The 26,857-nt window shown below is 71.5% G+C and carries 25 protein-coding genes; 17 read left to right on the top strand and 8 right to left on the bottom strand.

Going from position 1 to position 26,857, the window contains the following annotated elements; translation table 11 throughout:
• Nucleotides 1–6: 6 nt before the first annotated feature.
• The gene (locus DVA86_RS07185; protein ID WP_208876708.1) at nucleotides 7–1,050 is read right to left on the bottom strand and encodes a quinone oxidoreductase family protein; all 1,044 of its coding nucleotides are present in this window, start codon (nucleotides 1,048–1,050) and stop codon (nucleotides 7–9) included.
• The gene (locus tag DVA86_RS07180) at nucleotides 1,047–2,042 is read right to left on the bottom strand and encodes a DUF7064 domain-containing protein (protein WP_208876706.1); all 996 of its coding nucleotides are present in this window, start codon (nucleotides 2,040–2,042) and stop codon (nucleotides 1,047–1,049) included. Before DVA86_RS07180 ends, DVA86_RS07185 begins: the two co-directional genes overlap by 4 nt.
• 188 nt (nucleotides 2,043–2,230) lie before the next feature.
• Between DVA86_RS07180 and DVA86_RS07175 the strand changes: the two genes are divergently transcribed.
• Genes DVA86_RS07175 through DVA86_RS07165 form a run of 3 tightly spaced genes read left to right on the top strand, consistent with a single transcriptional unit; the run spans nucleotide 2,231 to nucleotide 4,568 of the window.
• Complete coding sequence (locus tag DVA86_RS07175; protein ID WP_208876705.1) at nucleotides 2,231–2,746, top strand: hypothetical protein; 516 nt, start codon at nucleotides 2,231–2,233, stop codon at nucleotides 2,744–2,746.
• Entirely contained in the window at nucleotides 2,743–3,765 is a 1,023-nt protein-coding gene (locus DVA86_RS07170) for a phosphotransferase family protein (protein WP_208876703.1), read from the top strand. Before DVA86_RS07175 ends, DVA86_RS07170 begins: the two co-directional genes overlap by 4 nt.
• 23 nt (nucleotides 3,766–3,788) lie before the next feature.
• A complete protein-coding gene (locus DVA86_RS07165) occupies nucleotides 3,789–4,568 on the top strand; it encodes an enoyl-CoA hydratase/isomerase family protein (protein WP_208876701.1) in 780 nt (259 codons plus the stop codon).
• 89 nt (nucleotides 4,569–4,657) lie between these two features.
• Here DVA86_RS07165 and DVA86_RS07160 read toward each other — a convergent pair whose 3' ends face one another.
• The gene (locus DVA86_RS07160) at nucleotides 4,658–6,169 is read right to left on the bottom strand and encodes an AMP-binding protein (protein WP_208876699.1); all 1,512 of its coding nucleotides are present in this window, start codon (nucleotides 6,167–6,169) and stop codon (nucleotides 4,658–4,660) included.
• Nucleotides 6,170–6,277: 108 nt separating this feature from the next.
• Between DVA86_RS07160 and DVA86_RS07155 the strand changes: the two genes are divergently transcribed.
• Genes DVA86_RS07155 through DVA86_RS07140 form a run of 4 tightly spaced genes read left to right on the top strand, consistent with a single transcriptional unit; the run spans nucleotide 6,278 to nucleotide 10,087 of the window.
• Entirely contained in the window at nucleotides 6,278–7,855 is a 1,578-nt protein-coding gene (locus DVA86_RS07155; protein ID WP_208876697.1) for an AMP-binding protein, read from the top strand.
• A gap of 41 nt (nucleotides 7,856–7,896) precedes the next feature.
• Nucleotides 7,897–9,048, top strand: a complete 1,152-nt coding sequence (locus DVA86_RS07150) for an acyl-CoA dehydrogenase family protein (RefSeq protein WP_208876696.1) — start codon at nucleotides 7,897–7,899, stop codon at nucleotides 9,046–9,048.
• Nucleotides 9,045–9,572: a VOC family protein gene (locus DVA86_RS07145; protein WP_208876694.1), complete on the top strand. Its 528-nt coding sequence runs from the start codon at nucleotides 9,045–9,047 to the stop codon at nucleotides 9,570–9,572. Before DVA86_RS07150 ends, DVA86_RS07145 begins: the two co-directional genes overlap by 4 nt.
• Before the next feature lie 59 nt (nucleotides 9,573–9,631).
• Entirely contained in the window at nucleotides 9,632–10,087 is a 456-nt protein-coding gene (locus DVA86_RS07140; protein WP_208876692.1) for a nuclear transport factor 2 family protein, read from the top strand.
• A gap of 94 nt (nucleotides 10,088–10,181) precedes the next feature.
• Here the strand turns inward: DVA86_RS07140 and DVA86_RS07135 are convergent, their stop codons facing one another.
• Genes DVA86_RS07135 through meaB form a run of 4 tightly spaced genes read right to left on the bottom strand, consistent with a single transcriptional unit; the run spans nucleotide 10,182 to nucleotide 14,181 of the window.
• Nucleotides 10,182–10,994, bottom strand: a complete 813-nt coding sequence (locus tag DVA86_RS07135; protein ID WP_222623294.1) for an SDR family oxidoreductase — start codon at nucleotides 10,992–10,994, stop codon at nucleotides 10,182–10,184.
• A 58-nt stretch (nucleotides 10,995–11,052) separates the two neighbouring features.
• A complete protein-coding gene (locus tag DVA86_RS07130) occupies nucleotides 11,053–11,460 on the bottom strand; it encodes a cobalamin B12-binding domain-containing protein (protein ID WP_208876690.1) in 408 nt (135 codons plus the stop codon).
• A gap of 46 nt (nucleotides 11,461–11,506) precedes the next feature.
• A complete protein-coding gene (locus tag DVA86_RS07125; RefSeq protein ID WP_208876689.1) occupies nucleotides 11,507–13,174 on the bottom strand; it encodes an acyl-CoA mutase large subunit family protein in 1,668 nt (555 codons plus the stop codon).
• Nucleotides 13,171–14,181 (bottom strand): methylmalonyl Co-A mutase-associated GTPase MeaB, encoded by a 1,011-nt coding sequence (meaB, locus tag DVA86_RS07120; RefSeq protein WP_208876688.1) that lies wholly within the window; start codon nucleotides 14,179–14,181, stop codon nucleotides 13,171–13,173. Before meaB ends, DVA86_RS07125 begins: the two co-directional genes overlap by 4 nt.
• A 184-nt stretch (nucleotides 14,182–14,365) precedes the next feature.
• Between meaB and DVA86_RS07115 the strand changes: the two genes are divergently transcribed.
• From DVA86_RS07115 to DVA86_RS07080, 8 genes are all read left to right on the top strand, one after another.
• Nucleotides 14,366–15,172 (top strand): enoyl-CoA hydratase/isomerase family protein, encoded by an 807-nt coding sequence (locus DVA86_RS07115; protein WP_208876686.1) that lies wholly within the window; start codon nucleotides 14,366–14,368, stop codon nucleotides 15,170–15,172.
• A gap of 130 nt (nucleotides 15,173–15,302) precedes the next feature.
• Nucleotides 15,303–16,217 (top strand): CoA transferase subunit A, encoded by a 915-nt coding sequence (locus DVA86_RS07110; protein ID WP_208876685.1) that lies wholly within the window; start codon nucleotides 15,303–15,305, stop codon nucleotides 16,215–16,217.
• Nucleotides 16,214–17,065, top strand: coding sequence for a CoA-transferase (locus DVA86_RS07105; protein ID WP_208876683.1), 852 nt, complete (start codon nucleotides 16,214–16,216; stop codon nucleotides 17,063–17,065). The genes DVA86_RS07110 and DVA86_RS07105 overlap by 4 nt, the downstream gene beginning before the upstream one ends.
• Entirely contained in the window at nucleotides 17,062–17,838 is a 777-nt protein-coding gene (locus tag DVA86_RS07100; protein ID WP_208876682.1) for an SDR family NAD(P)-dependent oxidoreductase, read from the top strand. The genes DVA86_RS07105 and DVA86_RS07100 overlap by 4 nt, the downstream gene beginning before the upstream one ends.
• Entirely contained in the window at nucleotides 17,838–19,043 is a 1,206-nt protein-coding gene (locus DVA86_RS07095; protein ID WP_208876681.1) for an acyl-CoA dehydrogenase family protein, read from the top strand. Before DVA86_RS07100 ends, DVA86_RS07095 begins: the two co-directional genes overlap by 1 nt.
• A gap of 44 nt (nucleotides 19,044–19,087) precedes the next feature.
• Nucleotides 19,088–19,906 (top strand): 3-hydroxyacyl-CoA dehydrogenase family protein, encoded by an 819-nt coding sequence (locus DVA86_RS07090; RefSeq protein ID WP_208884462.1) that lies wholly within the window; start codon nucleotides 19,088–19,090, stop codon nucleotides 19,904–19,906.
• Complete coding sequence (locus DVA86_RS07085; protein ID WP_208876679.1) at nucleotides 19,899–20,684, top strand: enoyl-CoA hydratase/isomerase family protein; 786 nt, start codon at nucleotides 19,899–19,901, stop codon at nucleotides 20,682–20,684. Before DVA86_RS07090 ends, DVA86_RS07085 begins: the two co-directional genes overlap by 8 nt.
• Nucleotides 20,674–21,747, top strand: coding sequence for a phosphotransferase family protein (locus DVA86_RS07080; protein WP_208876678.1), 1,074 nt, complete (start codon nucleotides 20,674–20,676; stop codon nucleotides 21,745–21,747). Before DVA86_RS07085 ends, DVA86_RS07080 begins: the two co-directional genes overlap by 11 nt.
• Nucleotides 21,748–21,784: 37 nt before the next feature.
• Here the strand turns inward: DVA86_RS07080 and DVA86_RS07075 are convergent, their stop codons facing one another.
• Nucleotides 21,785–23,416, bottom strand: coding sequence for an FAD-dependent oxidoreductase (locus tag DVA86_RS07075; RefSeq protein ID WP_208876676.1), 1,632 nt, complete (start codon nucleotides 23,414–23,416; stop codon nucleotides 21,785–21,787).
• A 106-nt stretch (nucleotides 23,417–23,522) separates the two neighbouring features.
• Between DVA86_RS07075 and DVA86_RS07070 the strand changes: the two genes are divergently transcribed.
• Entirely contained in the window at nucleotides 23,523–25,145 is a 1,623-nt protein-coding gene (locus DVA86_RS07070) for a thiamine pyrophosphate-binding protein (RefSeq protein ID WP_208876675.1), read from the top strand.
• Nucleotides 25,146–25,221: 76 nt separating this feature from the next.
• Complete coding sequence (locus DVA86_RS07065) at nucleotides 25,222–26,856, top strand: FAD-dependent oxidoreductase (RefSeq protein ID WP_208876674.1); 1,635 nt, start codon at nucleotides 25,222–25,224, stop codon at nucleotides 26,854–26,856.
• Nucleotide 26,857 lies beyond the last annotated feature (1 nt).

Genomic DNA, 26,857 nt, shown 5'->3' with positions numbered 1-26,857 from the left:
GTCTTCTCACTCTCGGCTAGTGGGGTTCACGGTGACGACCGTCCGGCCGGCCGACCGCCTGCCCGCCAGGAACTCGTGCGCGGCGGCGATTTCGGAAGCGGGGAAGACGGCCGCGACCACGGGTGTGGCGCCACCGTTCTCGAACAGGTCGAGCACCCGGGCCACGGACGGACGGACCAGCTCGGGGCTGTCGCGCAGCCAGTTGCCGAGGGTGAAGCCCGAGACGGAGATGCCCAGTTCGAACAGCGTGTGCAGCCGGAACCGGCTGCTGCTCCGGCCGCTGCTGGCGCCGACGCTGACCAGTCTGCCGCCGGGTGACACGCAGTCGAGGCTGCGGCCGAGAACGTCGCCGCCGACCGACTCGAGCACCAGGGGTACTCCCCGCCCGCCGGTCGTCTCGCGGACCACGTCGGCGAAGTCGGTGGTCGTGTAGTTGACGACGGTGTCGGCCCCCGCTTCCCGTACGCGCGCGCACTTCTCGTCCGAGCCCGCGGTCGCGATGACGCGGCCCGCGCCGTACGCCCGGCACAGCTGCACGCAGGCCGATCCGTAGGCACCGGCGGCGGCGTGGACGAGGACGTCCTCGCCCTCCTCCAGCCGTCCCATGGTGACGATCGCGGCGTCCGCGGTGAAGTAGGGCCCGGCGGCGCCGGCGGCCTGGGCGTCGTCGAGCGTGCCGGGCACGGGGTGCACCTGGCCGGCGGGCACGGCCGCGAACTCCGCCGCGCCGCCGCCGCGCGGGATCACGCCGAAGACGCGGGTGCCGTCCTCGGGCCCGGCGGTGTCCGGGCCCCTGCCGACGACCACGCCGGTGAGGTCGTGCCCCATGACGTACGGCGGGGCCGGCGCGCCGGGGTACTTCCCGGCACGTTCCAGGAGATCGGCCCAGTTGACGGCGAAGGCACGCACCTGGACGAGCAGTTCCCCGGGGCCCGGCACCGGGACGGGCACCTCGTCCCAGCTCAGCGTCTCGGGCCCGCCGTGCTCCGCGAAGCGCAGCCCCTTCATGGTCGCGCCGTTCACGGCCGTGCCCTCCGTCGCCGTACTCACGCCTCGGTCATCCCCGCCGGGACCCCGTCGGTCATACGGTCGTGGTACTCGGAGATCCCGTAGCCGGTCGCTCCCTGGTAGTCGAGCTTCACGAGGTACTCCGCGAGGCGGGCGACCTCGCCGTCCCGGCGGTTGCGGAGCGGGACGACATGGAAGACGCTTCCGCTCGCCTCGACCCGCTCGCCCGCCTCGGTCCACATCGAGACCCGCATGCCCGTGGCGTAGTACGGCGCGGAGTCGGTGTAGTCGCTCTCCACCGTGACCTTGTTGACCAGTTCGACGAAGCCGTCGCGCAGGACCATGCCGTTTCCGGGTGCCCGGGCGTCACCGATCCGCTGGCTCCAGGCCACGAAGCCGTTGCGCTCGTCGGTCATACAGGAGATCCAGCGCCAGTAGCGCGGGCCCTGCCATTTACGGGGCCCCCAGGAGTGGTCGCGGAAGCCGAGGCCGTCGATCTCGCGGCGCTCGCCTCCCACCTCGACCCAGCCCTTGACGCTGCACGGGCCCTGGTAGTGGCCCACCGCGATGCTGTCCTCGGCGCCCTCGATGCCCGAGCCGCCGCCCAGCCCGTAGACGGGAACGACGTTGTCGTAGTGCAGTTCGAGTCTGACCGGGACGACGGGGCTGTCGGCAAAGGCCCTCTTGGGGTCCTCCAGGGCGGTGCCCCGCTCCAGCAGATAGCCCGTGCCGTCGAAGGTGACCTTGATCTTCCGCAGCGGCTCGACGACCTCGAACCGCAGCCCGGCCGCCTCGAACGCGTCGTTGCTGTCGATCTGCGCGCGATCGAAGCGGATGGCCGCCCTCCCGCCCGGCAGATAGAGCAGGACGGTGACCTCGGCGTGCCCTTCGTTGACACGGTTGCCCATCCGGATGAGCACGGCGAAGCCGGAGTCGCCGTCCACGAAGTTGTAGTAGGCCGACTCGTTGAACTGAGGGTGGCCGGTCGGCTCGTGCATGTACTCGTCGTCGGCGAGGATCGGTGTGATGCCCATGACGTCATTTGACCCTTCACGTTAGATGTCATGCAATAGCCTGGGCGAGATTTTCTTACGCGGCACGTCACATTTACTCGACACGGCAGACCGGCGACCCGATCACCCACCGGGTCAGCGCTTGTTTGATTTAACGCTTCACGTTAGATTCACAACCGTCGGACTTTCCCGAGGCCGAAGGGGTCCCCATGCGACCGTCCCCGTCCGAACTGCTGGCCAGCATCCGCCTGTCCCTCAACGGCACCCTCCTCCCCCACGTCGAGGACCGCTGGGCCCGCTACACCGGCAACGCGATGGACCTCGTCCTGCGGCACCTGGAACTCCGGCTCGCCGGAGAACCGGACGCGCTGGCCGAGGACAGCGCGGACATGGCCGTGGTGCTCGCCTCCATCGGCAGCCGCGCCGCCGCGCTGGGTGCGGAGTCGGCCGCCGACGACGGCCCCGACTGGGCCGCCCTGGCCGGTCTGCTGCCCGACGCCGGCGGCGGGGCCGACGGCACCGGCGGCGCCACCGCCCGCAACGAGGAGCTGCGCGCCGGCGTCGTCGCCGTACTGCGCACGCTCGACGAGCTGGACCCGGAGGACGCGATCCCCGCCGTGCGGGAGATGAAGGACGAGGTGCACCGGCTGATACGCCGCCAGGTCGACCGTATGCGGCCCATGGTCGAGCCGTTGTTCATGTCCTTCGGACCGGTGCGGTCATGAGCGCCGGCCAGCACGCGGCACCGGATCTCGACAGCCGTGAGGTCGGCGCCTACCTGCGCGACCGGCTCGGGGCGGACTCGCTCGAGGTCACCTCGCTCAAGCGCAACGTCGGCGGGATGTCGCGTCAGACCTGGTTCGCCGACGTCACCGGAGTACGCGGCGGCGAACCGTTCACCGACGCGCTCACGCTCCGGGTGGACCACCCGGAGGGCTCCGTCGTCCCGGTCACCCTCGAGCGCGAGTACCGCACCTTCGCCGCCCTGACCCCGACACACGTCCCGGTCGCCGAGACCCTCTGGTACGAGACGGACCCCTCGCTGATCGGCCGCGCACCCTTCTACATCCGCCGCACCGTGCCGGGCTCCGCGTCCGCGGGGAAGCTGTTCGCGCCGGGCAACGAGGAGATGCGCCGGCGGATCGGCGCCCATCTCGCCGAACGGCTCGCCGGCGTGCACACCCTCGACTGGGAGGGTGCGGGCTTCGGGGACTTCATGTCCGTACCCCGGCGGCCGGAGGACTGCGCCCTGCTCGAACTGGCCCACTACGAGGCGGCCTACCGCGTGGCGGACCCCGAACCCATGCCCGTGGTGGAGGCGCTGTTCTCCTGGCTGAAGCGGAACGCCCCGGCCGAGGTCCAGCGCACCTCCCTGGTGTGGGGTGATGTCGGCGTCGGCAACTTCATCTACAGCGGGGACCGGGTGGTGGCCCTCACGGACTGGGAGCAGGCTCACCTCGGCGACCCCATGAAGGACTGGGCGTCGGCCCTGTGGCGGGGCGCGGACGCGCTGCTGCCGCGTGACGAGATGTTCGAGATCTACGAGCGGGCCAGTGGCCTGCGCGTCGACGAGGAACGGATCAGGTACTACTCGGTCTTCATCGACGCCGAGTACGTCTGCACCTCGTTCCCGCTGCTGAGCGAGTTCGGCCCGGACGGCGTGCGAGACGCCACGTTCGTCCGCCTCGGCATGGGCGTCCCCTACATGTGCATGGACCACGGCCTGCGCACCATCGGTTACTGAGCCCTTCGCGGGAGGAGACACGCATGTCCCTGGACACCTCACTCGCAGACCGCGTCGGCACCATCGCGCTGAACCGGCCCGAGCAGCTCAACGCCCTGACCGTCGAGCTCGTACGGTCGCTCGGAGAAGCGGCCGCGTCCCTGGTCGGGGAGGGCGCCCGGGCCCTGGTGCTGACCGGCCGTGGCACGGCCTTCTGCGCGGGGGCCGACCTGTCCCTGGTCGACCGCGCCCTGGCCGGCGACCCGCACACCGCCCTCACCCCGCTGGTGGAAGGGCTGCACGGCACCGTCAAGCGGCTGCGGCAGCTGCCGGTTCCGCTGGTGGCGGCGGTCGAGGGGCCCGCGGTCGGCGCCGGCCTCGGGCTGGCGCTCGCGGCCGATCTGCGGGTGCTCGGCCGGAGCGCCCGGCTGGTCCCCGGCTACACGGCCATCGGGGCGTCCCCGGACGGCGGTGTGTCGTACTTCCTGACCCGGATGCTCGGCACGGCACGGGCGGCCTCGCTGCTACTGCGCAACCGGCCCGTCGGGGCCGAGGCCGCGGTGGCCCTGGGGCTCGCCGAGGAGGCGGTGGCCGACGGCGCGGCGACGGCGGCCGCACAGGAGCTGGCCGCGACGCTGACGGGCACGGCCCCGCTGGCGCTCGTACGGATCCGGGAGCTGCTCGACCGGGCGACGACGCTGGGCCTCGCGGAACAGCTGGACCTGGAGCAGCGGCGGGTCACCGAGCTGTGGGACACCCACGACTTCACCGAAGGCGTCCGTTCCTTCCTCGAACGGCGTCCGGCCGACTTCCTCGGTGAGTGACCCGCCGGCTCGCCGGCCCGTCGGTCCGCCGGTCCGCCTGCCCGCTGAGCCTCTGCATCGCTGACCCCCGCGACCCTCGCCCGTACGCGTCAGTCCTCGGTTCGGGACAGGTCGCTGCGCAGCCGGTGCTTGAGCACCTTGCCGGTGACGTTGCGGGGCAGCGTGTCCACGCGCACCCAGCGGCGCGGCACCTTGAAGCCCGCCAGCCGTTCCCGGGCCCAGTCGCTCAGTTCCCCGTCCGGGGGCGCCGGACCGACGAGGACGGCGGTGACCACCTGGCCCCACCTGGGGTCGGGCGTCCCGACGACCGCCAGCTCGGAGATGCCGGGGTGGTCGGCGAGCGCGGCCTCCACCTCGCGCGGGTACACGTTCTCGCCACCCGTGATGATCATGTCGTTGCGCCGGTCGGTGATGTGGAGGCAGCCGCGGTCGTCGCGGTAGCCGAGGTCGCCGGTGTGCATCCAGCCGCCGCGCAGGGCCTCCGCCGTCGCCTCGGGACGGTTCCAGTAGCCCACCATGACCGACGGCCCGCGGCAGACGATCTCACCGACCTCGCCCCGCGGGACCGGCACGTCGTCCCCGTCCACGATGCCGACCTCCAGGCCGACCGCCTCGGTTCCGGCGGAGGCGAGCCTTTCGGCGTCCCCGGGGTCGTGATCTGCCGGACGGAGGATGGTCTGGCCGCCGGTCTCGGTCATGCCGTACTGCTGGTGGAAATCGCAGCCCAGCCGCTCCATGGCGCGCCGCAGCGGGCCCGGTTCGATGGCTGAGCCGCCGTAGATCATCAGGCGCAGCGCGGAGAGGTCGGCGCCGGCGGCGGCCGGGCTGTCCAGCAGCATCGCGATGGTCGTCGGCACCAGGACCGTCGAGGTGACGCGCTCCCGCTCCATCGTGCGCAGCGCGAGGGCGGGCTTGAACTCCGGCAGCATCACCACCGTCCCGCCGACCGCGGTGTACGCGTACGAGAGGAACGCCGCGATGTGGAACATCGGCAGGCTGGCCTGGTGCACATCGTCCGGACGCGCGCCGAGCTCCACCGCGTTGACGAGCACGCGGGCGGTGAACCCCAGGCGGTCGATGACCGCTCCCTTCGGCGAGCCCGTCGTACCGGAGGTGTACAGGATGGTCGCGGGCAGGCCGGGGTCGCCGGGTCCGCCGCCCTCGTCGGGGGCCGCGGCCGCCAGGGCGGTGTCGTAGGAGGGGATGGCGCCGGGATCGCCCAGTCCCAGCATCCGTGGGATCCCCGTCTCGGCGGCGAGCGGAGCCGCGCGTTCCTCTTCGTCGCGTCCCACCACTAGCAAAGTCGGCGTGCAGTCGGAAAGGATGAAGCGCAGCTCGTGCTCGGTGAGGCGTACGTTCACCGGCACGAGAGCGAATCCGAAGCGCAGGCAGGCGGCCTGGATCTCCAGGTATTCCAGCTCGTTCGCGGCGAGCAGCGCCACCCGGTCACCGGGCTTCACCCCCAGTCCGCGCAGGACCGTGCCGAGCCGGCCCACCCGGTCGTGCAGCTCGGCGAAGGAGAGCCGCCGGCCGTTCCCCACCACCGCGGACTTGTCGCGGAACCTGGCCGCCGGGCCCCGGACAAGATCGAGATACCTCATGTCACCGCCCCCTGAGAAAGCTGCGATCTACATCTTACGTACAGCGTTAAGTCAAGTTACATTGGCGTCACCGGGAGCGCCAGGGCTCGACAGGCAAGGAGCGCGTAGATGCTGGTCAGCGACATCGTCCGCCACAACGCACGGTTCTTCGGCGAGCAGGACGCGGTAGTGGTCCCCGGCGGGACCACCCACTCGTGGTCCGAACTGGACGTCCGCACGAACAGGTTCGCCCACGCGCTGCTGGGGCTGGGACTGGTGAAGGGGGACCGGATCGCGGTCTTCGCTCCGAACTGCGGGGAGTACGTCGAGTTCTTCTTCGCGACAGCCAAGTCCGGCATCATCGGCGCCGCGACGAACATCCGCCTCGCGCCGTACGAGATCTCCTCGTATCTCGCCTACGTCGAGCCGCAGGCCGTCCTCGTACACGCCGAGCTGGCGCGGGCCGCCCGCGCCTGGCTGCCGGACGTCCCGACGGTCCGGCACGTGATCGGGTTCGGCGGCGACCACGGCTTCGACCTGGACCTGGAGGACCTGCTGGGCCGGGCGCGCGCGGACGATCCGGCGGTGCCCGTGCACGAGGAGGACACCTACCAGCTCGGCGCCACCAGCGGCACCACGGGCATACCCAAGGCCGCCGTCCTCACCCACCGCAACGCGCTCGCGGCGATGCTCAACTGGCTCGCCGAGCTGCCCATCCCCGAACGGGGCACGGGGCTCCAGTGCATCCCGTACTTCTTCAACCCGGGAGGCCCGGCGGGGCTGCACCCGGTGCTGATGAAGGGCGGCCGCACGGTGGTGCCCCCGGCCTTCGACCCGGCGGAGTTCCCGCGGCTGGTCCAGGAGTACGGCGTCACCAACACCATCATCGTGCCCACGATGGTGCAGATGGTCGTCGGGCAGCCCGGTATCGAGCGGTACGACATGTCCAGCCTGCGCGGGATCATCTCCGGCGGCTCCCCGTACGTACTCGATGTGCTGAGACGCGCCCGCGAGATGATCGGCGACGTGTTCTTCCCGCTCTACGGCATGGCCGAGAGCTACTCGTGCGGCGCCGTGCTGCGCCCCGAGAACCAGTTCACCGAGGGCACCGAGGAACAGGTGCGGCGGCTCTCCACGGTCGGCAAGCCCAACGTGCTGATCAGGCTGCGCGTGGTCGGCCCCGCCGGTGACGACGTGCCGCACGACGGCAGGACCTCCGGCGAGATCTGGCTGAGCGGTGACTCCATCTCCCCCGGCTACTTCCGGATGGACGAGGAGACCCGCAGTAGCCGCGAAGGCGAGTGGTTCAAGACCGGTGATGTCGCGGTCGTCGACACCGAGGGCTTCATCACCATCGTGGACCGGCTCAAGGACATGATCATCACCGGTGGCATCAACGTGTTCAGCGTGGAGGTCGAACGCGTCCTCCAGGGGCACCCGGACGTGGAACAGGCAGCCGTGATCGGTGTCCCGCACGAGACCTGGGGCGAGGCCATACACGCGGTGGTGCGCCGCAGACCCGGGTCCGCCGTGACCGAGGACGAGCTGATGGCCTTCGCGGCCGAGCGGCTGTCCGGCTACAAGAAGCCCCGCTCCGTGGAGTTCCTCGAGCAGCTGCCGATGAGCGCCACCGGAAAGATCCTCAAGAAGGACCTCCGCGGGCGGCATGACGGCCTGCCCGGACAGACCGAGCATGCCGGAGCCTGACCGGCGCCGGCAGACGACCCAGGAGCCGGACGGGAGACGGAATGGACTTCACGATCAGTACGGAGCATCAGCAGCTGCGGGAGACCCTGCGGGCCTTCTTCGAGGCGGAGGCACCGGTCGAGGAGGTGGCGCGGTACGACCGGGAGGAGGAGTTCAACACCGAGCTGTACCGGAAGGCCGCCGGACTCGGCCTGTGCGGCATGGCGTTCGGCGAGGAGTACGGCGGCTCCGCGGCCGATCAGATCTCCCTGTGCATCGCCGTCGAGGAGGTCGCCCGCGCGAGCGCAGCACTCGCGTACGCCTGGCTGCCCACGGCCACGTTCTGCGCCAAGGGCATCGCCCGGTTCGGGACGGAGGAGCAGCGGAAGGAGCTGCTGCCGCAGATCGCCGCCGGGACCATGCGGATGGCCATGGGCCTGAGCGAGCCGGAGGCCGGCTCGGATCTCACGCACCTGTCCACGAGGGCGACACGCGACGGCGACGACTTCGTCGTGAACGGCCAGAAGGTGTTCACCACCGGCGCGGACACGGCCGACTACCTCTTCGCATTCGTCCGTACCGAGCCCGGCGCCTCGGCCTCCAAGGGCCTGTCCGTCCTGCTGATTCCCAGGGAGGCACCCGGGGTCTCGATCGGAACGCTGCGCAAACTCGCCGGCCAGTCCACCCACACCTGCGAGGTCTTCCTCAGCGACGTCCGGGTGCCGAAGGAGAACCTCGTCGGCGAACTCGGCGACGGCGTGGCGATCATCTTCGGCCTGCTCGACGCCGAACGGATCTACGTCGGTGCCGAGGGCACCGGCCTGGGGCAGGGCGCGCTCGACATGGCGCTGAAGTACGCCAAGGAGCGCGTCCAGTTCGGCAAGCCGATCATCGAGCACCAGGCGGTCGGGCACATGCTCGCCGACATGGCGATGGACGTGCAGACCGCACGCCTGCTCACCTGGCAGGCCGCGTGGCGGCTCGACCGGGGTCTGGACTGCACGATGGAGGCGTCGATGGCGAAGGTGCACGGCTCCGAGGCCGGCACCCGGTGCGCCAACCGCGGCATGCAGATCCTCGGCGGCTACAGCTACATGATCGAGTACGGCATGGAACGGTACTGGCGCGAGACCAAGTTGTACGAGATCGCCGGCGGGACGAACCAGATCATGCGCAACACGATCGCCAAGCAGCTCGGCCGGCGCGGCCTGTGACCGCGCCCCACGCCCCGCTCCCGGCCGGGCTTCCGCTGGACGCCGAGTTCGACCACGCCGCGGTGGCCGCCCGCCGTATCCGGGACCTGCTGCCGCTCTACCGGGACACGCTCGGCGGCGAGTTCCACCTCGGCGGCGACAACGTACGGGTCGGCTACCGCGGTCTCCAGCTGAGCTTCCGCGGCGGCGGCAGGATCGAACTCCTCGAGCCGCTGCCGGGTTCGGCGTTCCTGGACAGCTTCTTCCGGCGCAGCCCGCTGGGCGGCCTGCACCATGTCACCTTCCTCGTACGGCAGGACATGGACCGGACCATCACGTCGCTGGAAGGGCTCGGCTACCGCGTGCACGGAGCCTCCGAAGCCGACCCCGAGTGGCACGAGGTCTTCCTCCACCCCCGCGAAGCCCACGGCACGCTGCTCCAGATCGCGCGCCCGGGGCCGGACCACGGTCCGGCCGCGGGCTACACGCTCGACGACGTACTCGCGGGCACGGCGCCCAACGGCTGCGGCATCCCGAGCCGCTGAGCCGCGCCGGTCCCCGCGTTGTCCCTCCGCCTGTCCGTGCTCACCCGAGGAGTGTTCCCTTGATTTCCGACGACCCCGCCGGCCGGCTCGAGATCCGCGAACTGACCGCGCGCTTCACCGACGCCGTCAACCGGCGCGCGCCGGAGGACCTGGCCGGCCTGTTCGCCGAGGACGGCGAGTGGCACGTGCCCGGCGTGCCGGTGGCGGCCGGCCGGGAAGCGATCGCCGCCCTCCTGCGCAAGCTGCTGGGGAACTTCGCGCACCTCGTCCAGCTCACCCACAGCGGCCATGCCGACGTCAGCGGCGACACGGCGACCGCCACCTGGTACCTCACCGAGAACGCGGTGGACGCCGACGGCAACGCCTTCGCGTTCACCGGCGTCTACACCGACGAGCTGGTACGGACCCCGGAGGGCTGGAGGTTCGCCCGGCGGACCTTCGCTTTCCTCCAGCGCGGCACCCCTGGCGGCACCAGCCGCCACTACGCCCATCCGAGGTCGGCGGCGGACGGCTGAGCGCACCGCCGCCACAACACGACGCGGCCACGACGAGCGGCGGGAGCCCCCGGGCCTCGGGGTTCCCGCCGCTCCTCGCTGCCGGGCCACGGCGCTACGAGCGCCCGGGAAGCTCGTCCGTGAACTCGTAGAGACCCTTGGACAGATGGTGCCCGCCGTCGATGGTCAGCACCTCGCCGACCACGTAGGACGCGTCGTCGGACAGGAGGTACGCCACGGCGCGCGCCGTCTCCTCGGGCTTCAGCAGGCGCCCGGCCGGGATCGCGTCGATCAGCCGCTGACGTACGGCGGGGTCGCCCGCCAGGAAGTCCGTGCCGCCGACCGGCATCCAGCCGGGGGCGACGGCGTTGACGCGCACCCCGTGCCCGGACCACTCGGCGCCCAGCGTGCGGGTCATGGCCAGGACGCCGCCCTTCGCGGAGGCGTTGTGCACGATGCCGGGCGCGCCCGTCCACGCGTACGGGGTGAGGAGGTTGACCACCGCTCCCCCGCGGCCGGCCGCCAGCCAGCGGCGCGCGACCTCGGAGGTGCAGTGCCAGGTCCCGTTGAGGACGATTCTGACGACGGCGTCGAAGCCGTTGGGGGTCAGCTCCTCGGCCTTGACCGGGAAGAGTCCGGAGGCGTTGTTGACCAGGCCGTCGACCGCGCCGAGCAGCTCCGTCGCCCGGCCGGCCATGGCCTCGACCGACGCCGGGTCGCGGACGTCCGCGGTGACCGCGAACGCCCGGCCCGGGCCCAGCTCGGCGTCGACGGCCTCGACGGTCGCGTCCAGCGTGTCCTTCGTACGTCCGCTGACCACCACCCGCGCCCCCAGCCGGCACAGCTCGGCGGCCATGGCCGAGCCGAGCCCGCCGCCGCCTCCGGTGACGATGATTCCCTTGCCGTCCACTCCCGACAGCGCTGCCACGATGACCCCTTTCAGGGGAAGTACCACTGACGTTCTCGTCCTGGGCCTGGGCCTGGAGCTAGACGAGGGTGACCGTACCTGCGTTCTCCCGGATGTAGTCGGCGACCACACCGCCCGGCAGGCCGGGCGGGAAGCTCCGGTGGACGCCGAGCTCCCGCAGCGGCTCGAAGTCGACCTCGGGAATGATGCCGCCCATGATCACCAGGACCTGGTCCATCCCACGCTTCTTGAGTGCCGGGACGAGTTCACGGGCGATCTGCATCTGACCGCTCGTCATGATGCTGACCGCCACCACGTCGACGTCCTCCTGGAGGGCCGCCTCGGCGATCTCCTCCGCCACTCCGAACCGGAAGTAGACGACCTCCATACCGGCGTCACGGAGCTCCCGGGCGATCAGCTTGGAGCCGCGCCCGTGGACGTCGATCTTCTTCTTGGCCAGCAGGACCTTGATGTGCTCCTCGGACACGGTGCACTCCTTGTGTCTTGTGTGATGTACGAGGCCCGGCGCGGGCTCACTCGCTGACGTACCAGCCGAACGCTTCGCGCATCGGCACCATCATCTCCCCGTTGGTGGCACCCCTCCGGGCGGCCTCCACCAGGGCGGGCATCAGCGGGCCGGTACCGTCCTTCAGCGCCTGGCAGGCCCGCCGGACGTCCACGAGGGCCGCGTCCACCGCGGCCTGGTCGCGCTTGGCGCGGTAGTTCTCCAGCCGCGTCCTGGCCTTGTCCTCGATGGACTCGTCGATACGGAACGGCTCGTAGTTCTCCTGCTCGTCCGAGACGTAGCGGTTGACGCCGACTATCGGTGTCTCGCCACTGTTGATCTTCTTCTTCATCTCGTACGAGGCGTTGTCGATGCTCCGCTTGACCTCACCGGTCTCGATGCCCCTGCGGTAGCCGCCGGCCGCCTCGAGATCGTCGAAGATCTTCCAGGCCTCGGCCTCCATGTCGTCGGTCAGCTTCTCGAGGAAGTACGAACCGCCCAGCGGGTCGGCCACGTCGCGCAGCCCGCTCTCCCACATCAGGATCTGCTGGGTGCGCAGCGCCGTACGGTGCGACTCCTCGGTGGGCACTCCCACGGCCTCGTCGTACGAACAGGTGTGGATCGACTGGACGCCGCCCAGCACGGCGGCCAGGGTCTGGAGGGTGATGCGGGCGTTGTTGTTCATCAGCTGCTGCTGGGTGAGCACGTAACCACTGGTGTGTACGTGCACCCGGGCGTGCATGTGGGACGGCTTGGTGACACCCGCGTCCTTGCACAGCTTGGCCCACATCCGGCGGTGCGCCCGGAACTTGGCGGCCTCCTCGAAGACGTTGACCGTGCAGCCGATCTGGAAGGACAGCCGGCCGATGAAGTCGTCCGGTGCCAGGCCCGCCTCCAGGCCGGCGTCGATGACCGACTTGCCCCAGGACAGGCCGTACGCGAGCTCCTGCACCGGGGTGGCGCCGGCCTCGGACAGGCCGTACATGAAGATGTTGACCGGGTTCCAGTCGGGCGCGTTCTCCTTGGCCCACTTGATCAGGTCGATCATCAGGGCGTAGCCCCACTGGGGCTCCCAGGACGGCACGTCCTGCACGGCGATGCGCGGGTACCAGTTCATGGAATTGCCGTGCATCTTCGCCGTCGGCTCGCCGCGGCGCTCGACGGCGGCCGCGAGCAGCGCCAGCGCGGGCAGGCAGTTGTCTCCGGTGATCATGGAGAAGTTGGTCGAGTCCAGTTCCCAGTCGCGCACCAGCTCGTCGTAGTCGTCACCGGTGCTCATGTGCACCCCGCACTGGCCGATGTTGCCCACGGCCTCGGGGTGGTCGGCGTCGATGCCGTACATGCACGGGACGTCGTAGACGGTGTTGAAGACCTTGTGGCCGAAGTAGCCCTCCATGCCCTCCGCGACCATCTTCTCCATCTTCTGCCGGGTCTCCTCGATGGTCCCGTAGCCGAAGACCATCTGCTGCATCCACGGCGTCAGGGCGTACCCGTCCGGATGCAGGCCGCGGGTGAACGGGTAGACGCCGGGCATCACGTCCAGGTCGGAGCCGGTCACGTCCTCTCGGGTGTAGACCGTCTTCAGCGGCAGGCCGGAGACGGTTGAGGCGGGGCGCAGTCTGCTCGCGTAGCGGGCCCGGCGTGCGGCCCACGCTTCCTTGGCCGCCTCGAACTTGCTGCTCAGGAGGGATGTCACGGCTTCTCCGTTTCTGGCTTGGCCTCGGGGCGAGGGCGGTCGACGAGCCGCCCGTGCACGTGGAGCAGTTCCTGTACGTACCTCTCGGCGGTCCCGTACGGGTCGGTCAGCCGCTCCGCGCCGAACACGGCTCCGGCGTCGGCGAGCAGCTCCGTGCGCAGCCGGTCGCCGACGAAGGCGGCGAACTGGGCGTGGCGGCGGGCGCGTTCCGCCTCCGCCCGCCACCGGGTGGCGCCGGTGAACGCGTGGTGCCCGTCCACCGCGGCGACCACTTCGGCGACGCCCTCGTGCCGCAGGGCGGACACCTTGCGGACCGGGACCGGCCAGGGCTCGCCGCCGGCGGGGCTCCGTCGTTCGAACCCCTGGGCCGCCAGGTCCTTGTGGGTCTGCTCGGCGCCGGGCGTATCGCCCTTGTTGACGGCGAGCACGTCCGCGATCTCGGTGATGCCGGCCTTCATCGCCTGGAGGGCGTCGCCGTAGCCGGGGACCAGTACGAGGACGACGGTGTGCGCGATCCTGGCGATGTCGAACTCGCCCTGCCCGACACCGACGGTCTCCACGATGACGACGTCCTTGCCCATGGCGTCCAGCACGTCGACCGCGTCGTTGACCGCGGCGGCGAGACCGCCCGACGCACCCCGCGAGGCGAGTGACCGGATGAAGACCTCCGGGTCGCCGCCGGCGGCCTCCAGCATCCGGTCGCGGTCGCCGAGCAGAGCGCCGCCGCTGAACGGGCTGGAGGGATCGACGGCGATCACGCCGACGGTCCGCCGCTGGTTCCGCAGCTCGCGGATGAGCGCCGCCACGAGCGTGCTCTTGCCCGCCCCCGGCGGTCCGGTCACGCCGATCAGCTGCGCGTTCCCGCAGTGTGGCACCAGGTGGCGCAGCGTCGTACGGGCCTCGGCGCGCCCGTTCTCGATCCCGGTGATCAACCGTCCCACGTGCCGCACGCTTCCGGCGGCCACTTCGGCAGCGGCTTCCGCGGACGGGTCGGTCACAGCTTTCACGGGTCATCCCTGCCAGGGGTTAATTGTTTACGTTGAACGTCAGTCTTACATAACGGCCGCCGCCACGCCAGGGCCCGCCGGATGGGACGAGTCCGCGCGGAAATATTTTACGTTGCACGTTACATAACGTATCCTGGCGCCGCCCGTCCCCGGGCCGCGGCACGACCGGCTTTGAGGAGACACCATGACGGACCCGACATTCACGACCCTGGCGGTCACCGACTCCGGAAGCCGCCTGTCCATCACCCTCGACAGGCCGGAGGAGCGGAACGCGCTGACGTTCGCCGCCTGGGACGAGCTCGATCAGGTCATGGCCCCCGCGGAGGTCCGCGACGACCTGCGCGTGGTGACCCTCACGGGGAACGGCCCGGCGTTCTGCGCCGGCGTCGACTTCGGGGCCATCGGCGCCTCACTGGAGGCGGAGAGGGGCAGCTACCCCTCGTTCATCCGGCGCTGGGCGAACATCGTCGAACGCTTCGAGCGCGTCCCCCAGCCCACTGTCGTCGCCGTCAACGGCCCCGTGGTGGGCGCCGGACTGGAGCTGGCGCTGGCGTGCGACCTCCGGATCGCCAGCGACCGGGCGGTGTTCGCCATGCCGCAGATGCGCATGGGCATCGTCCCCGACGTCGGCGGCACCAGCCGACTGGCGCGGGCGACCGGCGAGGCCTTCGCCAAGGACATGATCCTCACGTCCCGGCTCGTCGGCGCCGAGGAGGCGCTCCGCGCCGGAATCGTCAGCCGGGTGGTGCCGCACGGCGAACTCGCCGCGGAACTGGAGGAGATCGCCACCGTCGTCGAGAACCTCCCCTGGCCGTCGGCGTACTTCGCCTCCGTCGCCGTTGACTGCGGCCCCCGCCTGGACTCCCGGCGCGCCGCCGACCTCGAGGCCATCGCGGACCAGGTGATGCTCCGCCAGGACGAAGTGTGGACCCGGATCTCGGAGTTCATGGCGGCGAAGGGCCTGCGCGGCGTCACCCGCGACAGCGGATGACCGTACGGGCACCCACGGCGGAGCGACCCGCGCCGAGCACCATTTACACCTTTGACGTTCAACGGTAGATTATTGCTCCGCGGCCCCGCGGAGGGGGAATCGCGTCCGACCAGAGAGCTGTGGTGGAGCCATGAGCGAAAGCAAGATGCCCGACAAGGTCGCCCCCCTGGAGATCCTGGGAGAACTCGTCCACGACGGCGACTCCGTGGCCTTCGGCGGCGGCTGGTTCGCGAACCATCCCATGGCGGCGGTCCGCGAGCTGATCCGCGCCGGGCGCAGGGACATCCATGCGATCACCGTCGTCGGCTCGGTCGACATGGATCTGCTGGCGGCCGCCGGCGCCCTGGGCCATCTCTCCTTCTCCATGGTCACCATGGAGGCCTTCGGCCTGGCCCCGAACGTACGCAAGGCGGTCGAGTCGGGCACGCTGCCGTTCACCGAGTACACCGGGCTGGGCCTGCTGATCGGCCTGGAGGCGCAGGGCCGCGGCGTCCCGTACCTGCCCTACCGCGGCCCGTTCGGCTCCGACATCCCGGCCCGCTATCCCGGGATCTACGCCACCAGCACCTGCCCGTTCACCGGTGAGGAGCTGACCGCGGTCCGCGCTCTCCAGCCCGACGTGGCGATCGTGCACGCCCTGCGCGCCGACGCGGAGGGGAACGCGCAGTGGGACGGCACCTCCGGTCCGGACGTCGAGATGGCCAAGGCCGCCCGCAAGGTCATCGTCACCTGCGAGGAGGTGGTCGACCGCGATGTGATCGTGCGGAACGCGCACATGACCAAGCTCCCCGGCTACTACGTGGAGGCGGTCATCGAGGCGCCGTTCGGCGCCCACCCCACCTCGCACATACCGCGCTACGCGATGGACGCCTGGGAACTCATGGACTACGCCGGCGCCGCGGCCGGCCCCTCGTTCGCCGAGTACGTGGAGCAGGTACGCGGCGAGAGCGAAGAGGGTTACCGGGCCCGGGTGCTCAAGGGACGCGACTCCGTGCTCACCAGCCTGGTGGACGCCGCCGAAGTGATCGAAGGAGCAGAGGCATGACCGACTACGAGATCCACGAGCTGATGACCTGCCGTGTGGCGGCGGAGGTCGACGAGCAGGGCGTGACCGTGATGGGTTCGTTCACCCCGCTCGCGTACGCGGCGTACATGCTGGCCAAGCTGACCCACGCCAAGGGCGCCTACCTCGCCGGATTCGACGCGGTGGGCATGGCCCCGGTCCAGCTGTCCTTCACCGGCGCCGAGGCCGCCGCTTACAAGGGCGCCGCCTGCCGCTGGGGCATGCTGACCGAGGTCAACTCCATCCACCTGGCCAACCACGGCGGTGTCGAGGCCGTGTCGTCCGCCCAGTTCGACGGCAGCGGCGCCATCAACCTCTCGGCGATCGGCCCCTTCGACAAGCCGAAGGTCCGGCTGCCCGGCGGCGCCGGTGCCGCCGAAGTGATCAAGATGTACCGCAAGATGGTCGCCTACTTCGGCAACCACAACTCGCGGACGCTGGTCGAGAAGGTCCAGTTCACCACCGGCACCCGGTGGAAGGTCGGCGCCGCCGCCCGTACGGAGGCGGGCCTCCAGCCCGGTCCCGTCGTGGTCGTCACCAACCTGGCCGTGCTGGTGAAGGACGAAGACGACGAGCCGTTCCGGATCGAGTCCGTACACCCCGGGGTCGACCCGCAGACCGTCGTGGAGAACACCGGCTTCGAGGTACGGGTGCCGGACGACGTGCCGACCACGGCCGAGCCGACCGCCCGCCAGCTCGACCTGCTGCGCAACAGGATCGACCCCTTCGGCACGGTCAAGTTCGACTTCGTGTCCGGCAAGGACCGCCTCGCTTATCTGAAGGGCGTCCTCGACGCCGAGTGGGAGCGGGCGACGGCGGTGGCGTCGTGAGCGTATTCGACCGCTTCAGACTGGACGGCAAGGTCGCCATCGTGACGGGCGCCTCGTCCGGACTGGGAATCACCTTCGCGCTGGCCCTGGCCGAGGCGGGTGCGGACATCGCGCTCGGCGCCCGCCGTACGGAGCTGCTCGAGGAGACGCGGCGGAAGGTCGAGGCGCTGGGCCGCCGCTGCGTCGCGGTGGCCACCGACGTGGCCGAACCCGCCGACTGCGCCGCGCTCGTGGCCGCGGCACGGGACGGACTCGGCGACGTGGACATCCTGGTGAACAACGCCGGGATGGCCCGGGTGGTGCCGACGCACAGAGACGACCCCGCCGAGTTCGCCCGGGTCCTCCAGGTCAACCTCACCGGCGCGTACCAGATGGCGCAGGCGTTCGGGCGGGCGTGCATCGACGCCGGCCACGGCGGCTCGGTCATCAACATGTCGTCCGTCCTCGGGATGGTGTCCACCGACGCTCCCCAGCCGGCGTACAGCGCCTCCAAGGCGGGGCTGCTGGGCATGACCCGCGACCTGGCGATGCAGTGGACCCGGCGGCGCGGCATCCGGGTCAACGCCCTCGTACCCGGACTGGTCGTCTCCGGCATGACCGAGGCGATCCAGGCGGACGAGCAGGCGTCGGCGAGCGCGCTCGCCAGCATCCCCATGCGCCGCCTGGGCGACCCCGACGAGCTGGTCGGAGCTCTGCTGCTGCTCGCGTCCGACGCCGGCAGCTACATCACCGGCTCGTCCCTGGTCGTCGACGGCGGCTGGACGGCCCAGTGATGGCGGTCGATTTCACGCCCGACCCGGCGACGCTGGAGCTGCGGGAGCGGGTACGCGTCTTCGTACGCGACGAGGTCGTCCCGGCCGAACAGGAAATGCTGCCGGACACCGGGACCGGCCCCACCGACGCGCTGCGCCAACGCCTCCAGCGGGCCGCCAAGGAGCACGGGCTGCTCGCCCCCACCGCACCGGTGCGCTTCGGCGGTCTCGGTCTCACACTCACCGCGCAGGCGGAGATCCTGCGGGAGGCGGGCCACAGCCTGCTCGGCCCGCTGGCGCTCAACTGCGCGGCGCCCGACGAGGGCAACATGCACCTGATGCACCGGGTGGCAACGCCCGAGCAGCAGGAGAAGTACCTCGTGCCCCTGGTGAGCGGGGCGGTACGGTCCTGCTTCGCGATGACCGAGCCCAGCCCCGGCGCCGGCTCCGATCCGTCCATGCTGCGCACCACGGCCCGCTGGGACGGCGACGCCTGGGCCATCGACGGGCGGAAGTGGTACATCACCGGAGCCGACGGCGCGGCCTGGACGATCTGCATGGCGTCCACCCCGGAGCACGGGGGCGCTCCGGCCGGGGCGACGATGTTCCTGGTCGACGCCGGCAACACCGGGATGCGGATCACCCGGCACATCGGCAGCCTCGACACCGGCTTCACGGGCGGACACTGCGAGGTGGTCTTCGACGACTGCCGGGTCTCCCCCGACGCCGTACTCGGCGAAGTCGGCCGTGGGTTCGCGTACGCGCAGGTGCGGCTGGCGCCCGCCCGCCTCACCCACTGCATGCGCTGGCTCGGCATCGCCCAGCGGGCCCAGGACATGGCCCTCGACAGGGCCGGCGAGCGCGAGGCGTTCGGGCAGCCGCTCGCCGGTCTCGGCATGGTCCAGCAGATGCTCGCCGACAGCGAGATCGATCTCGCGGCCTGCCGGCACCTGATCGCCCACGCCGCGTGGCTGCTCGACCAGGGCGGCCGCGCCCGCTCCGAGACGGCCGTCGCCAAGACGTTCGTCGCCGAGGCGGTCGGCCGGGTCGTCGACCGGGCCGTGCAGGTCCACGGCGCCCTCGGCATCTCGTACGACGTGCCGCTGTCGCTGTTCCTCCGCGAGGTCCGCCCGTTCCGCATCTACGACGGCGCCTCCGAGGTCCACCGGATGTCCATCGCCAAGCGGGCCGTACGCCGCCGCGCCGCCGCCCGCTCCCCCCAGTGAAGGGAACTCCCGTGCCCACTCTCGCAGTTGTCGGAGCAGGTCTGATGGGCTCCGGCATCGCCCAGTGCGCCGCGCTCGCCGAGTACGACGTCGCCCTCCACGACGTACGCGGTGAACAGCTCGGCCAGGCGCTCCACTCGGTCGAGGAGTCGCTGGAGCGGCTCACCAGGAAAGAGAAGATCAGCGCCGGACAGGCGGCGGCGGCTCTCGCGCGCATCACCACGACGACCACGCTGGAGAAAGCGGCCGCGGACGCCGACTTCGTCGTCGAGGCCGTCGTCGAGGACCTCGGCATCAAGCAGGTGCTCTTCCGGCAGCTGGACGGAATGTGCCGGCCCGACACCGTACTCGCCAGCAACACCAGCGCCCTGCCGATCACCGGGATCGCCTCGGCGACGACACGGCCCGACCGGGTCGTCGGCACCCACTTCTTCTCGCCCGTCCCCATGATGCGGCTGTGCGAGGTCGTGCGCGGCGTCAAGACCACCGACGGAACCCTCAAGAAGGCCCAGGCGTTCGCCGCGGACCTGGGCAAGACCTGTGTGGTCGTCAACCGCGACCTCGCGGGCTTCGTCACCACCCGGCTGATCGTCGCGCTCAGTGTCGAGGCCGTGAAGCTGGTGGAGAACGGTGTGGCCACCGCCGAGGACGTCGACACCGCGTGCCGGCTCGGCTTCGGCCATGCCATGGGCCCGCTGGAGACGATGGATCTCACCGGTGTCGACGTGTTCGTCAACGCGGCGCGCAACATCTACACCGATACGGCCGACCCGAAGTTCTACCCCCCGGAGCTCTCCGTACGGATGGCCGGCGCCGGCGACCACGGCAGGAAGACGGGCAAGGGCTGGTACGACCATGGGTGACCGGACCCGGGTCACGCTGAGCATCACCGGCGGGCTGGCCGCCGTCACCCTCGCCCAGCCGCCCGTCAACGCCCTGGACGGGCCGCTCGTCCGCGAACTCACCGATGTGGTCGCGGACATACGGCGGTCCGAGGAGGCCCGGGCGGTCATCGTCACGGGCGGACCGAAGGTGTTCGCGGCCGGCGGCGACGTCAAGGAGATGCTGGACTGGGACTACCCGAAGGCGGTCCGGGACTCCAGTGCCCTCGGCGACGTGTGCACCGCCCTGGCACGGCTGCCGATGCCGGTCGTCGCCGCAATCAGCGGCTACGCCCTCGGCGGCGGCCTGGAGCTCGCGCTCGCCGCCGACCTGCGGGTCTGCGCCACGGATGCCACGCTGGGCTTCCCGGAGATACACCTCGGAGTGATCCCCGGCGCCGGCGGAACGCAGCGCCTCCCGCGGCTCGTGGGCGCGGCCAGGGCCAAGGACCTGATCTTCTCCGGCCGTACGGTCGACGGCCGCGAGGCCGCCGCCCTCGGACTCGCCGATTACGCGGTGGAGCCGGCGGACGTGCCGGACAGGGCACGGCAGCTGGTGGAGCCGTACCTCAACGGCCCCGCCCTGGCGCTGCGTGCCGCCAAGGAGGCGGTCGACCGGGGTCTGGAGTCCTCGCTGGAGACCGGACTGGACCTCGAACGCTCCCTGTTCACGGGGCTGTTCGCGACCGAGGACCGGGCGGCGGGGATGGCGAGCTTCGTGGCGGACGGCGCCGGGAAGGCGGTGTTCCATGGCCGCTGACCCGGACTCCGCCGAGACCGCCGAACAGGACCCGGTCGGCGTCGACCTGGACCGGCTCACGCCGTACCTCGACGGGGCCGTCGGCCTCGCCGGGCCGCTCCGGGCGTCGCTCATCACCGGCGGCCGCTCCAACCTCACCTACCGGCTCACCGACGGCCGTTCGGACTGGGTGCTCCGGCGGCCGCCGGTCGGGGACGTACTGCCCACCGCGCACGACATGGCCCGCGAGTACCGCGTCATCGAGGCGCTTCACGGCAGCGCCGTCCCGGTCCCCGAACCGGTGGTGCTGTGCCGGGACCAGGACGTCCTGGGCGCCGGCTTCTACGTGATGGAGCGGGTCGACGGCCCGGTGCTGCGCGATGCCGCGGACGCCGAGGGCCTTCCGCCGGACACGGCCGCCCGGTACGCGCGGAGCCTGGTGGAGGTGCTGGCCACGCTGCACTCCACCGACCCGGGACTCCTGGCGGGCTTCGGCCGCCCGGAGGGGTTCGTGGCGCGCCAGGTGTCCCGTTGGGCCCGCCAGTGGTCGCTGTCGGCGACCCGCGAACTGCCGGGGTTCGACGAACTGGTACGCCGCCTGAAGCGGGCGGTGCCCCCGCCGCAGCGGGCGAGCATCGTCCATGGCGACTACCGCCTCGACAACGTCATCTTCGCCCCCGCCCGTACGGACGGGGCTCCCGGGCCGGGCGGCATCGCCGCGGTGATCGACTGGGAGATGTCGACGCTCGGCGACCCGCTGACCGACCTCGGCCTCATGCTCGTGTACTGGGACGCCCTCACCGCGGAGGTGACCGGCACCCGGCACGCGGTGACCGCCAACCCCGGGTTCCCGGGCAGAGCGGCGCTCGCACGGGCGTACGCCGACGCCTCGGGTCTCGACCTGGACCGGCTCGACTTCTACGTCGCCTTCGGCTACTTCAAGCTGGCGGTGATCGCCGAGGGCATCCACGCCCGCTACCTGGCCGGCCAGACCGTTGGGGAGGGCTTCGAGAAGGCGGGCCCCGCCGTCCCGGCCCTCGTGGAGTCGGGACTCGCCGTCCTGATCTCCGGCGACCCGGACTGACCGGCTCCGGTGCCCTGTTCCGCGGTGCCCCGGCCCTTCAGGAGCCGGACTGGCCGGTGACGTGCAGCGCCGCGAGGTAGCCGAAGACCATTGCCGGGCCGAGCGTGCCGCCCGCGCCGCCGTACGTCATGCCGAAGGGCGACGCCATCACGTTGCCCGCCGCGTACAGCCCCTCGACCGGTTCGCCGTCCACGTCGAGCACCCGGGCGTCGGGGTCGGTCCGGGGGCCGCCCTTGGTGCCGAGCGCGCCGCTCTTGACGGGGATCGCGTAGTACGGCGGTTCGTCGAGCGGTCCGAGTGTGCCGCGCACGTCGCCCTTGTAGGCCGGATCGCCCCACCAGCGGTCGTGGGCGCTCTCGCCGCGGTGGAAGTCGGGGTCCGCGCCCTTCTCCGAGTGCGCGTTCCAGCGCCGCACGGTGGCGTTCAACTCCTCGGCGGGGACGACCAGATGCGCCGCGAGCGCGTCCAGCGTCGCGAAGCCCGGCAGCCAGGCCGGGGGCTCCTCGCCCGCCGGGTGGGGGCCGATGGTGCCGTACGCCCGCAGGTAGCCCTGGTCGAAGACGAGCCAGCAGGGCAGGTTGGCGTAGTCGAAGGAGGCGACGTCCTCGACATGGAAGGCGCCGCCGAACGCGTTGTAGTTCGCGGCCTCGTTGGTGAAGCGGCGGCCCTGCCGGTTGATCATGATCGAACGGGGCCGGGTGCGGTCGGCGCTGATCATCGCGCGGTTCATGGCGTTGATGCCCTCGGGCAGTTCGGCGGCCGGAACCCACCACGCCTCCCGCATGTTTCCGAGCATCGCGCCGGTCTTCATGGCCATGCGGAGGCCGTCACCCGTGTTGGTCCTCATCGAGACCGGGTGGGTCAGCGGCCCGCGCAGGAACGCCCGCTTGAACTCGTCGTTCCACTCGAAGCCCCCGGTCGCCAGCACGACGCCGCGGGACGCGCGCACCTCGCGCTGCCCGGCGGGCGTGTCGAACCGTACTCCGGCGACGCGCCCGTCCTCCACGACCAGTTCGCGGGCCCGGTGCCCGGCCCGCGGCTCCACACCGGCATCGAGGCAGGCCTTGAGCAGCCTTCCCACGAGGGCCTGGCCCCGGCCGCGCTCGTCGCGGACGGCGCGGCGGGCGAACTCCTCCTCGGACGGGAGCTCCGGCACGACGGCGCCCAGGGACGTCTCGCTCATCGTCAGGTGCTGGTTGGAGTAGTACGGGCTCTTCGTGACCTTGTGCTGCCAGGTCCCCAGCGTGTCGAACGGGAACAGCGGGCACTCGACCGTACGGCCGCCCCGCGGCTTGCCGCCCGGCCGTTCGGGGTGGTAGTCGGGGAAGTCGGCGACGGCGTGGAACTCGGTGCCCGCCGACTCGTCGAGGAAGCGGACCATGCGGGGCCCGGCCCGCAGATAGGAGCGGATCAGGCGTCCCTCGATCATGTCGCGGGAGAGGGACATGATGTAGGTGAACGCCTCCTCCTCACTGTCCTCCACGCCGATGTCCGCCTGGTGCGGATTCCCGGGGATCCAGACGTGGCCGCCGGACCACGCGGTGGTTCCGCCCACCTCGTCGGCCTTCTCGAACAGGCCCACCCGCGCTCCGCCCGCCGCGGCGGTCACGGCAGCGGTGAGGCCGGCGGCTCCCGTACCCAGCACGATGACATCGAACGGCTCCGACATGTCCCGCCCCTTCTCTCCCTGCGCCCGGTCGGCCACACAACATGACTATTGACGTACAAGGAGAGATTTGCAAGGGTTCCGGCAACCTTGGAGAGGCGGAGCTTCCATGCTGTTCCACGAAGCAGTTGCGCGCGCACTGGCCGACCACGGAGTGGACACCGTCTTCGGAGTCCTGGGAGACGCGAACCTGTTCATGATGGACAGCTTCCAGCGGGTGGCGGGCGGCACGTACCTCTCCTGCTCCCACGAGGCGGGCGCCGTGCTCGCCGCGAACGGGTACGCCCGTACCTCGGGCGGCCTGGGAGTCGCCACCGTGACCCACGGCCCCGCGCTGACCAACACCCTCACCGCACTGGTGGAAAGCGTGAAGGACCGCACCCCGCTCCTCGTCGTCGCCGGCGACACGGCCGTGGCGGACCGGGAGAACCTCCAGAACGTCCCGCAGCGCGACGTCGTCCTGCCGACCGGCGCGGGCTTCGAACAGGTCCGCACACCCGGGACCGTCGCGGAGGACGTGGCCGTGGCGATCGGCAGGGCCCACGTGGAGCAGCGGCCGGTCGTGCTCAACGTCCCCGTCGAGTTCCAGTGGGAGGAGGCCGGTTACGAGAAGACGGCGCCGCGGTTCAGCGCACCCCAGGCCGTCGCCCCCGACCCGGCCGCGCTCGACGCGGCGGTCGGCATCATCGCCAGCGCCCGCCGGCCCGTCGTGCTCGCGGGCCGCGGCGCGGCCACGCCCACGGCAAGGGCGGCCCTGCTGCGGCTGGCCGGGCGCATCGGCGCCCCGGTGGCGACCACGCTGCGCGGCAAGGACCTCTTCCGCGGCGAGCGGTTCGACCTCGGCATCTGCGGCACGCTGTCCCACGAGGTCGCGCTCGACACACTCCTGCGCAGCGACTGCGTCATCGCCTTCGGCGCCGGACTCAACAAGTGGACCACCGCCGAGGGTGCCGTACTGGAGAGGAAGCAGGTCGTCCACGTCGACACCGACCGCGGCGCCCTCAACCGGTTCGCGCCGGCCGACGCCGGTGTCGTGGGTGACGCCGCGACGGTGGCGGACACGTTCGTCGAGTGGCTGGAAGAGGCCGGGACCAGGCCCACCGGCTTCGCCTCCGACGCCCTCGCCGAGCGCCTGGCCGCGTACGCCGGAACGGAGTTCACGGATCTCGGCACGGACGGGACTGTCGACATCCGCACCGCGCTGAACAGGATCGAGGAGGCGTTCCCGGACGACCGCAATCTCGTCTTGGACGGCGGGCGGTTCCTCTTCGAGGCGTTCACGAGGCTGCACTGCCCGGAGCCCGGCGCGTACGTGCACACCGTCAACTTCGGCTCGATCGGCCTGGGCATGGGCAACGCGGTCGGCGCCTCGTTCGGCGCGCCCGGCCGTCCGACCCTGCTGGTCACCGGCGACGGCGGGTTCATGCTCGGCGGCCTCGCCGAGTTCAGCACGGCGGTACGGCACCGGGTCGACCTGGTCGTCGTCGTCCTCAACGACGCGGCCTACGGAGCCGAGCACGTCCAGTTCCGCGACAGGAACATGGACCCGGCGCTCTCCACCTTCGACTGGCCCGACTTCGGCCCCGTCGCCACCGCGCTCGGCGGCCGGGGCCACACCGTCCGGAACCTGGCCGAACTCGACGCGGCGCTCGGTGCGCTCGGGTCCCGGGACCGACCGGTGCTGATCGACATCAGGATCGACCCGGAGAAGGTGTCCGCGCCGGGGCACTGACCGCCAAGAAATCTAACCTTACACGTAAAACGTATAGTGATGCAGGTTCTCGACGGGACCCTGCCGAGGAGGAGCTGTGGCGGACGCGTACGACGTGGTGGTGCTCGGCACGGGGGCGTCCGGCCTGACCGCCGCCCTGGCGGCGGCGAGCGCCGGAGCCTCCGTGGGACTGTTCGAGAAGGCCGATCGGATCGGCGGAACGACGGCACTGTCCGGGGGCGTCGTGTGGCTCCCCGACAACGGGCGCGCCGGTGAGGACGTCACCGACAGCCGCGACCTGGCCCTCGCGTACCTGGACTCCCTCTCCAACGGGAGCATGCGGCCGGAGATGACGGCGGCCTTCGTGGACGGCGTACGCCCCACCCTCCGCTGGCTGGACGACGAGACCCCGCTCCGGCTCAGGCCCGTCCCCGGATACCCCGACTACCACCCCGAGCACCCCGGCGGCCTGCCTGGCGGGGGCCGTTCGATGGAGCCGGAGCTCTTCGGCACGGACGTACTGGGCGCGTGGCGGGACCGGATCGAGGGCGCCCCCCGGCGGCTGTACATCGGCGAGATACCCAGCGGGGGCGGTACGGGCGTCATCGCCCCCGAACTCATGCGGCGCCGCACGGCGGCCGCCCAGGAGGGACTGGGCCGCGGCCTGGTGGCCGCCCTGCTGAAGGGCTGTCTGGAGCGCGGCATCGAGCCGGTCACGGGAGCGCGCGCCACCGGGCTGCTGACCGGTGGCGGTGCCTCCGGGGGCATGTCGGAGGCCGGGCCCGTGCGCGTGTCGGGGGTCCGCTTCGAGACCGCCGCGGGGCACCGCGAGGTGCGCGCCGGCGCGGCGGTCTTCATCGCCACGGGCGGCTTCGAGCACGACCCGGAGCTCGTACGGGACTTCATCCGCGGCCCCGTCGCCCACCCGCCGGGCGCCGCCGCCAACACCGGTGACGGGCTGCGTCTGGCCATGAGTGCGGGCGCGCGGCTCGGCGCCATGGGCGAGGCATGGTGGGTGCCCGTCGTGCTGGTGCCGGGAACGGACGGCACGGCGGCCCCGGTCCTCCTGCTGCGCGAACGGACCCTGCCGGGGACGCTCATGGTCAACGGGCGCGGCGACCGGTTCACCAACGAGGCCGCGAACTACAACGCGCTCGGCGCGGCCTTCCACGCCTTCGACGTGACCGAGTTCCGCTACGCCAACCTCCCTGCCTGGCTCGTCCTCGACGACGCCTGCGTACGCAAGTACGGCGTCTTCGGCACCACTCCGGGCTCCGCCGCCCCGGAGTGGCTGACCAGCGACGCGACCCTCGACGGCCTCGCCGGGCGGATCGGGGTCCCGGCCGGGCGGCTGTCGGCGACGGTGGCCCGCTTCAACGCCGGCGCCGCCGCCGGGCACGACCCCGACTGCCGCCGCGGCGAGAGCGTGTACGACGGCTGGTGCGGGGACCGCGCCCACTACGGCACGCCGCAGGCGACGCTGGGTCCGCTGACCACGGGCCCGTTCCACGCCGTCCCCGTCCACCCCAGCACGCTCGGCACCAAGGGCGGCCCGCGGACGACGCCCGACGGGCAGGTCGTACGGGCCGACGGCATGCTGGTGGACGGCCTGTACGCGGCCGGGAACGCCATGGCCGCGGCGACCGGCATGGCATACGGCGGGGCCGGGGGAACCCTCGGCCCCGCCATGGTCTTCGCACGCCGCGCCGGCCTGCACGCGGCGCAGTCCTAGG

The sequence above is a fragment of the Streptomyces armeniacus genome (assembly GCF_003355155.1).
In the GTDB taxonomy this organism is placed as follows: Bacteria; Actinomycetota; Actinomycetes; order Streptomycetales; family Streptomycetaceae; genus Streptomyces; species Streptomyces armeniacus.
The sequence above is the reverse complement of the archived record's forward strand: the minus strand, read 5'-3'. Positions and strand labels throughout refer to the sequence as shown.

What these genes read in the sequence shown, in the direction of transcription:
- DVA86_RS07180 (WP_208876706.1), bottom strand. Translation starts at nt 2,042, where the DNA reads ATGGGCATCACACCGATCCTCGCCGACGACGAGTACATGCACGAGCCG.
- DVA86_RS07175 (WP_208876705.1), top strand. Translation starts at nt 2,231, where the DNA reads ATGCGACCGTCCCCGTCCGAACTGCTGGCCAGCATCCGCCTGTCCCTC.
- DVA86_RS07170 (WP_208876703.1), top strand. Translation starts at nt 2,743, where the DNA reads ATGAGCGCCGGCCAGCACGCGGCACCGGATCTCGACAGCCGTGAGGTC.
- DVA86_RS07165 (WP_208876701.1), top strand. Translation starts at nt 3,789, where the DNA reads ATGTCCCTGGACACCTCACTCGCAGACCGCGTCGGCACCATCGCGCTG.
- DVA86_RS07160 (WP_208876699.1), bottom strand. Translation starts at nt 6,169, where the DNA reads ATGAGGTATCTCGATCTTGTCCGGGGCCCGGCGGCCAGGTTCCGCGAC.
- DVA86_RS07155 (WP_208876697.1), top strand. Translation starts at nt 6,278, where the DNA reads ATGCTGGTCAGCGACATCGTCCGCCACAACGCACGGTTCTTCGGCGAG.
- DVA86_RS07150 (WP_208876696.1), top strand. Translation starts at nt 7,897, where the DNA reads ATGGACTTCACGATCAGTACGGAGCATCAGCAGCTGCGGGAGACCCTG.
- DVA86_RS07115 (WP_208876686.1), top strand. Translation starts at nt 14,366, where the DNA reads ATGACGGACCCGACATTCACGACCCTGGCGGTCACCGACTCCGGAAGC.
- DVA86_RS07110 (WP_208876685.1), top strand. Translation starts at nt 15,303, where the DNA reads ATGAGCGAAAGCAAGATGCCCGACAAGGTCGCCCCCCTGGAGATCCTG.
- DVA86_RS07105 (WP_208876683.1), top strand. Translation starts at nt 16,214, where the DNA reads ATGACCGACTACGAGATCCACGAGCTGATGACCTGCCGTGTGGCGGCG.
- DVA86_RS07095 (WP_208876681.1), top strand. Translation starts at nt 17,838, where the DNA reads ATGGCGGTCGATTTCACGCCCGACCCGGCGACGCTGGAGCTGCGGGAG.
- DVA86_RS07090 (WP_208884462.1), top strand. Translation starts at nt 19,088, where the DNA reads ATGGGCTCCGGCATCGCCCAGTGCGCCGCGCTCGCCGAGTACGACGTC.
- DVA86_RS07085 (WP_208876679.1), top strand. Translation starts at nt 19,899, where the DNA reads ATGGGTGACCGGACCCGGGTCACGCTGAGCATCACCGGCGGGCTGGCC.
- DVA86_RS07080 (WP_208876678.1), top strand. Translation starts at nt 20,674, where the DNA reads ATGGCCGCTGACCCGGACTCCGCCGAGACCGCCGAACAGGACCCGGTC.
- DVA86_RS07075 (WP_208876676.1), bottom strand. Translation starts at nt 23,416, where the DNA reads ATGTCGGAGCCGTTCGATGTCATCGTGCTGGGTACGGGAGCCGCCGGC.
- DVA86_RS07070 (WP_208876675.1), top strand. Translation starts at nt 23,523, where the DNA reads ATGCTGTTCCACGAAGCAGTTGCGCGCGCACTGGCCGACCACGGAGTG.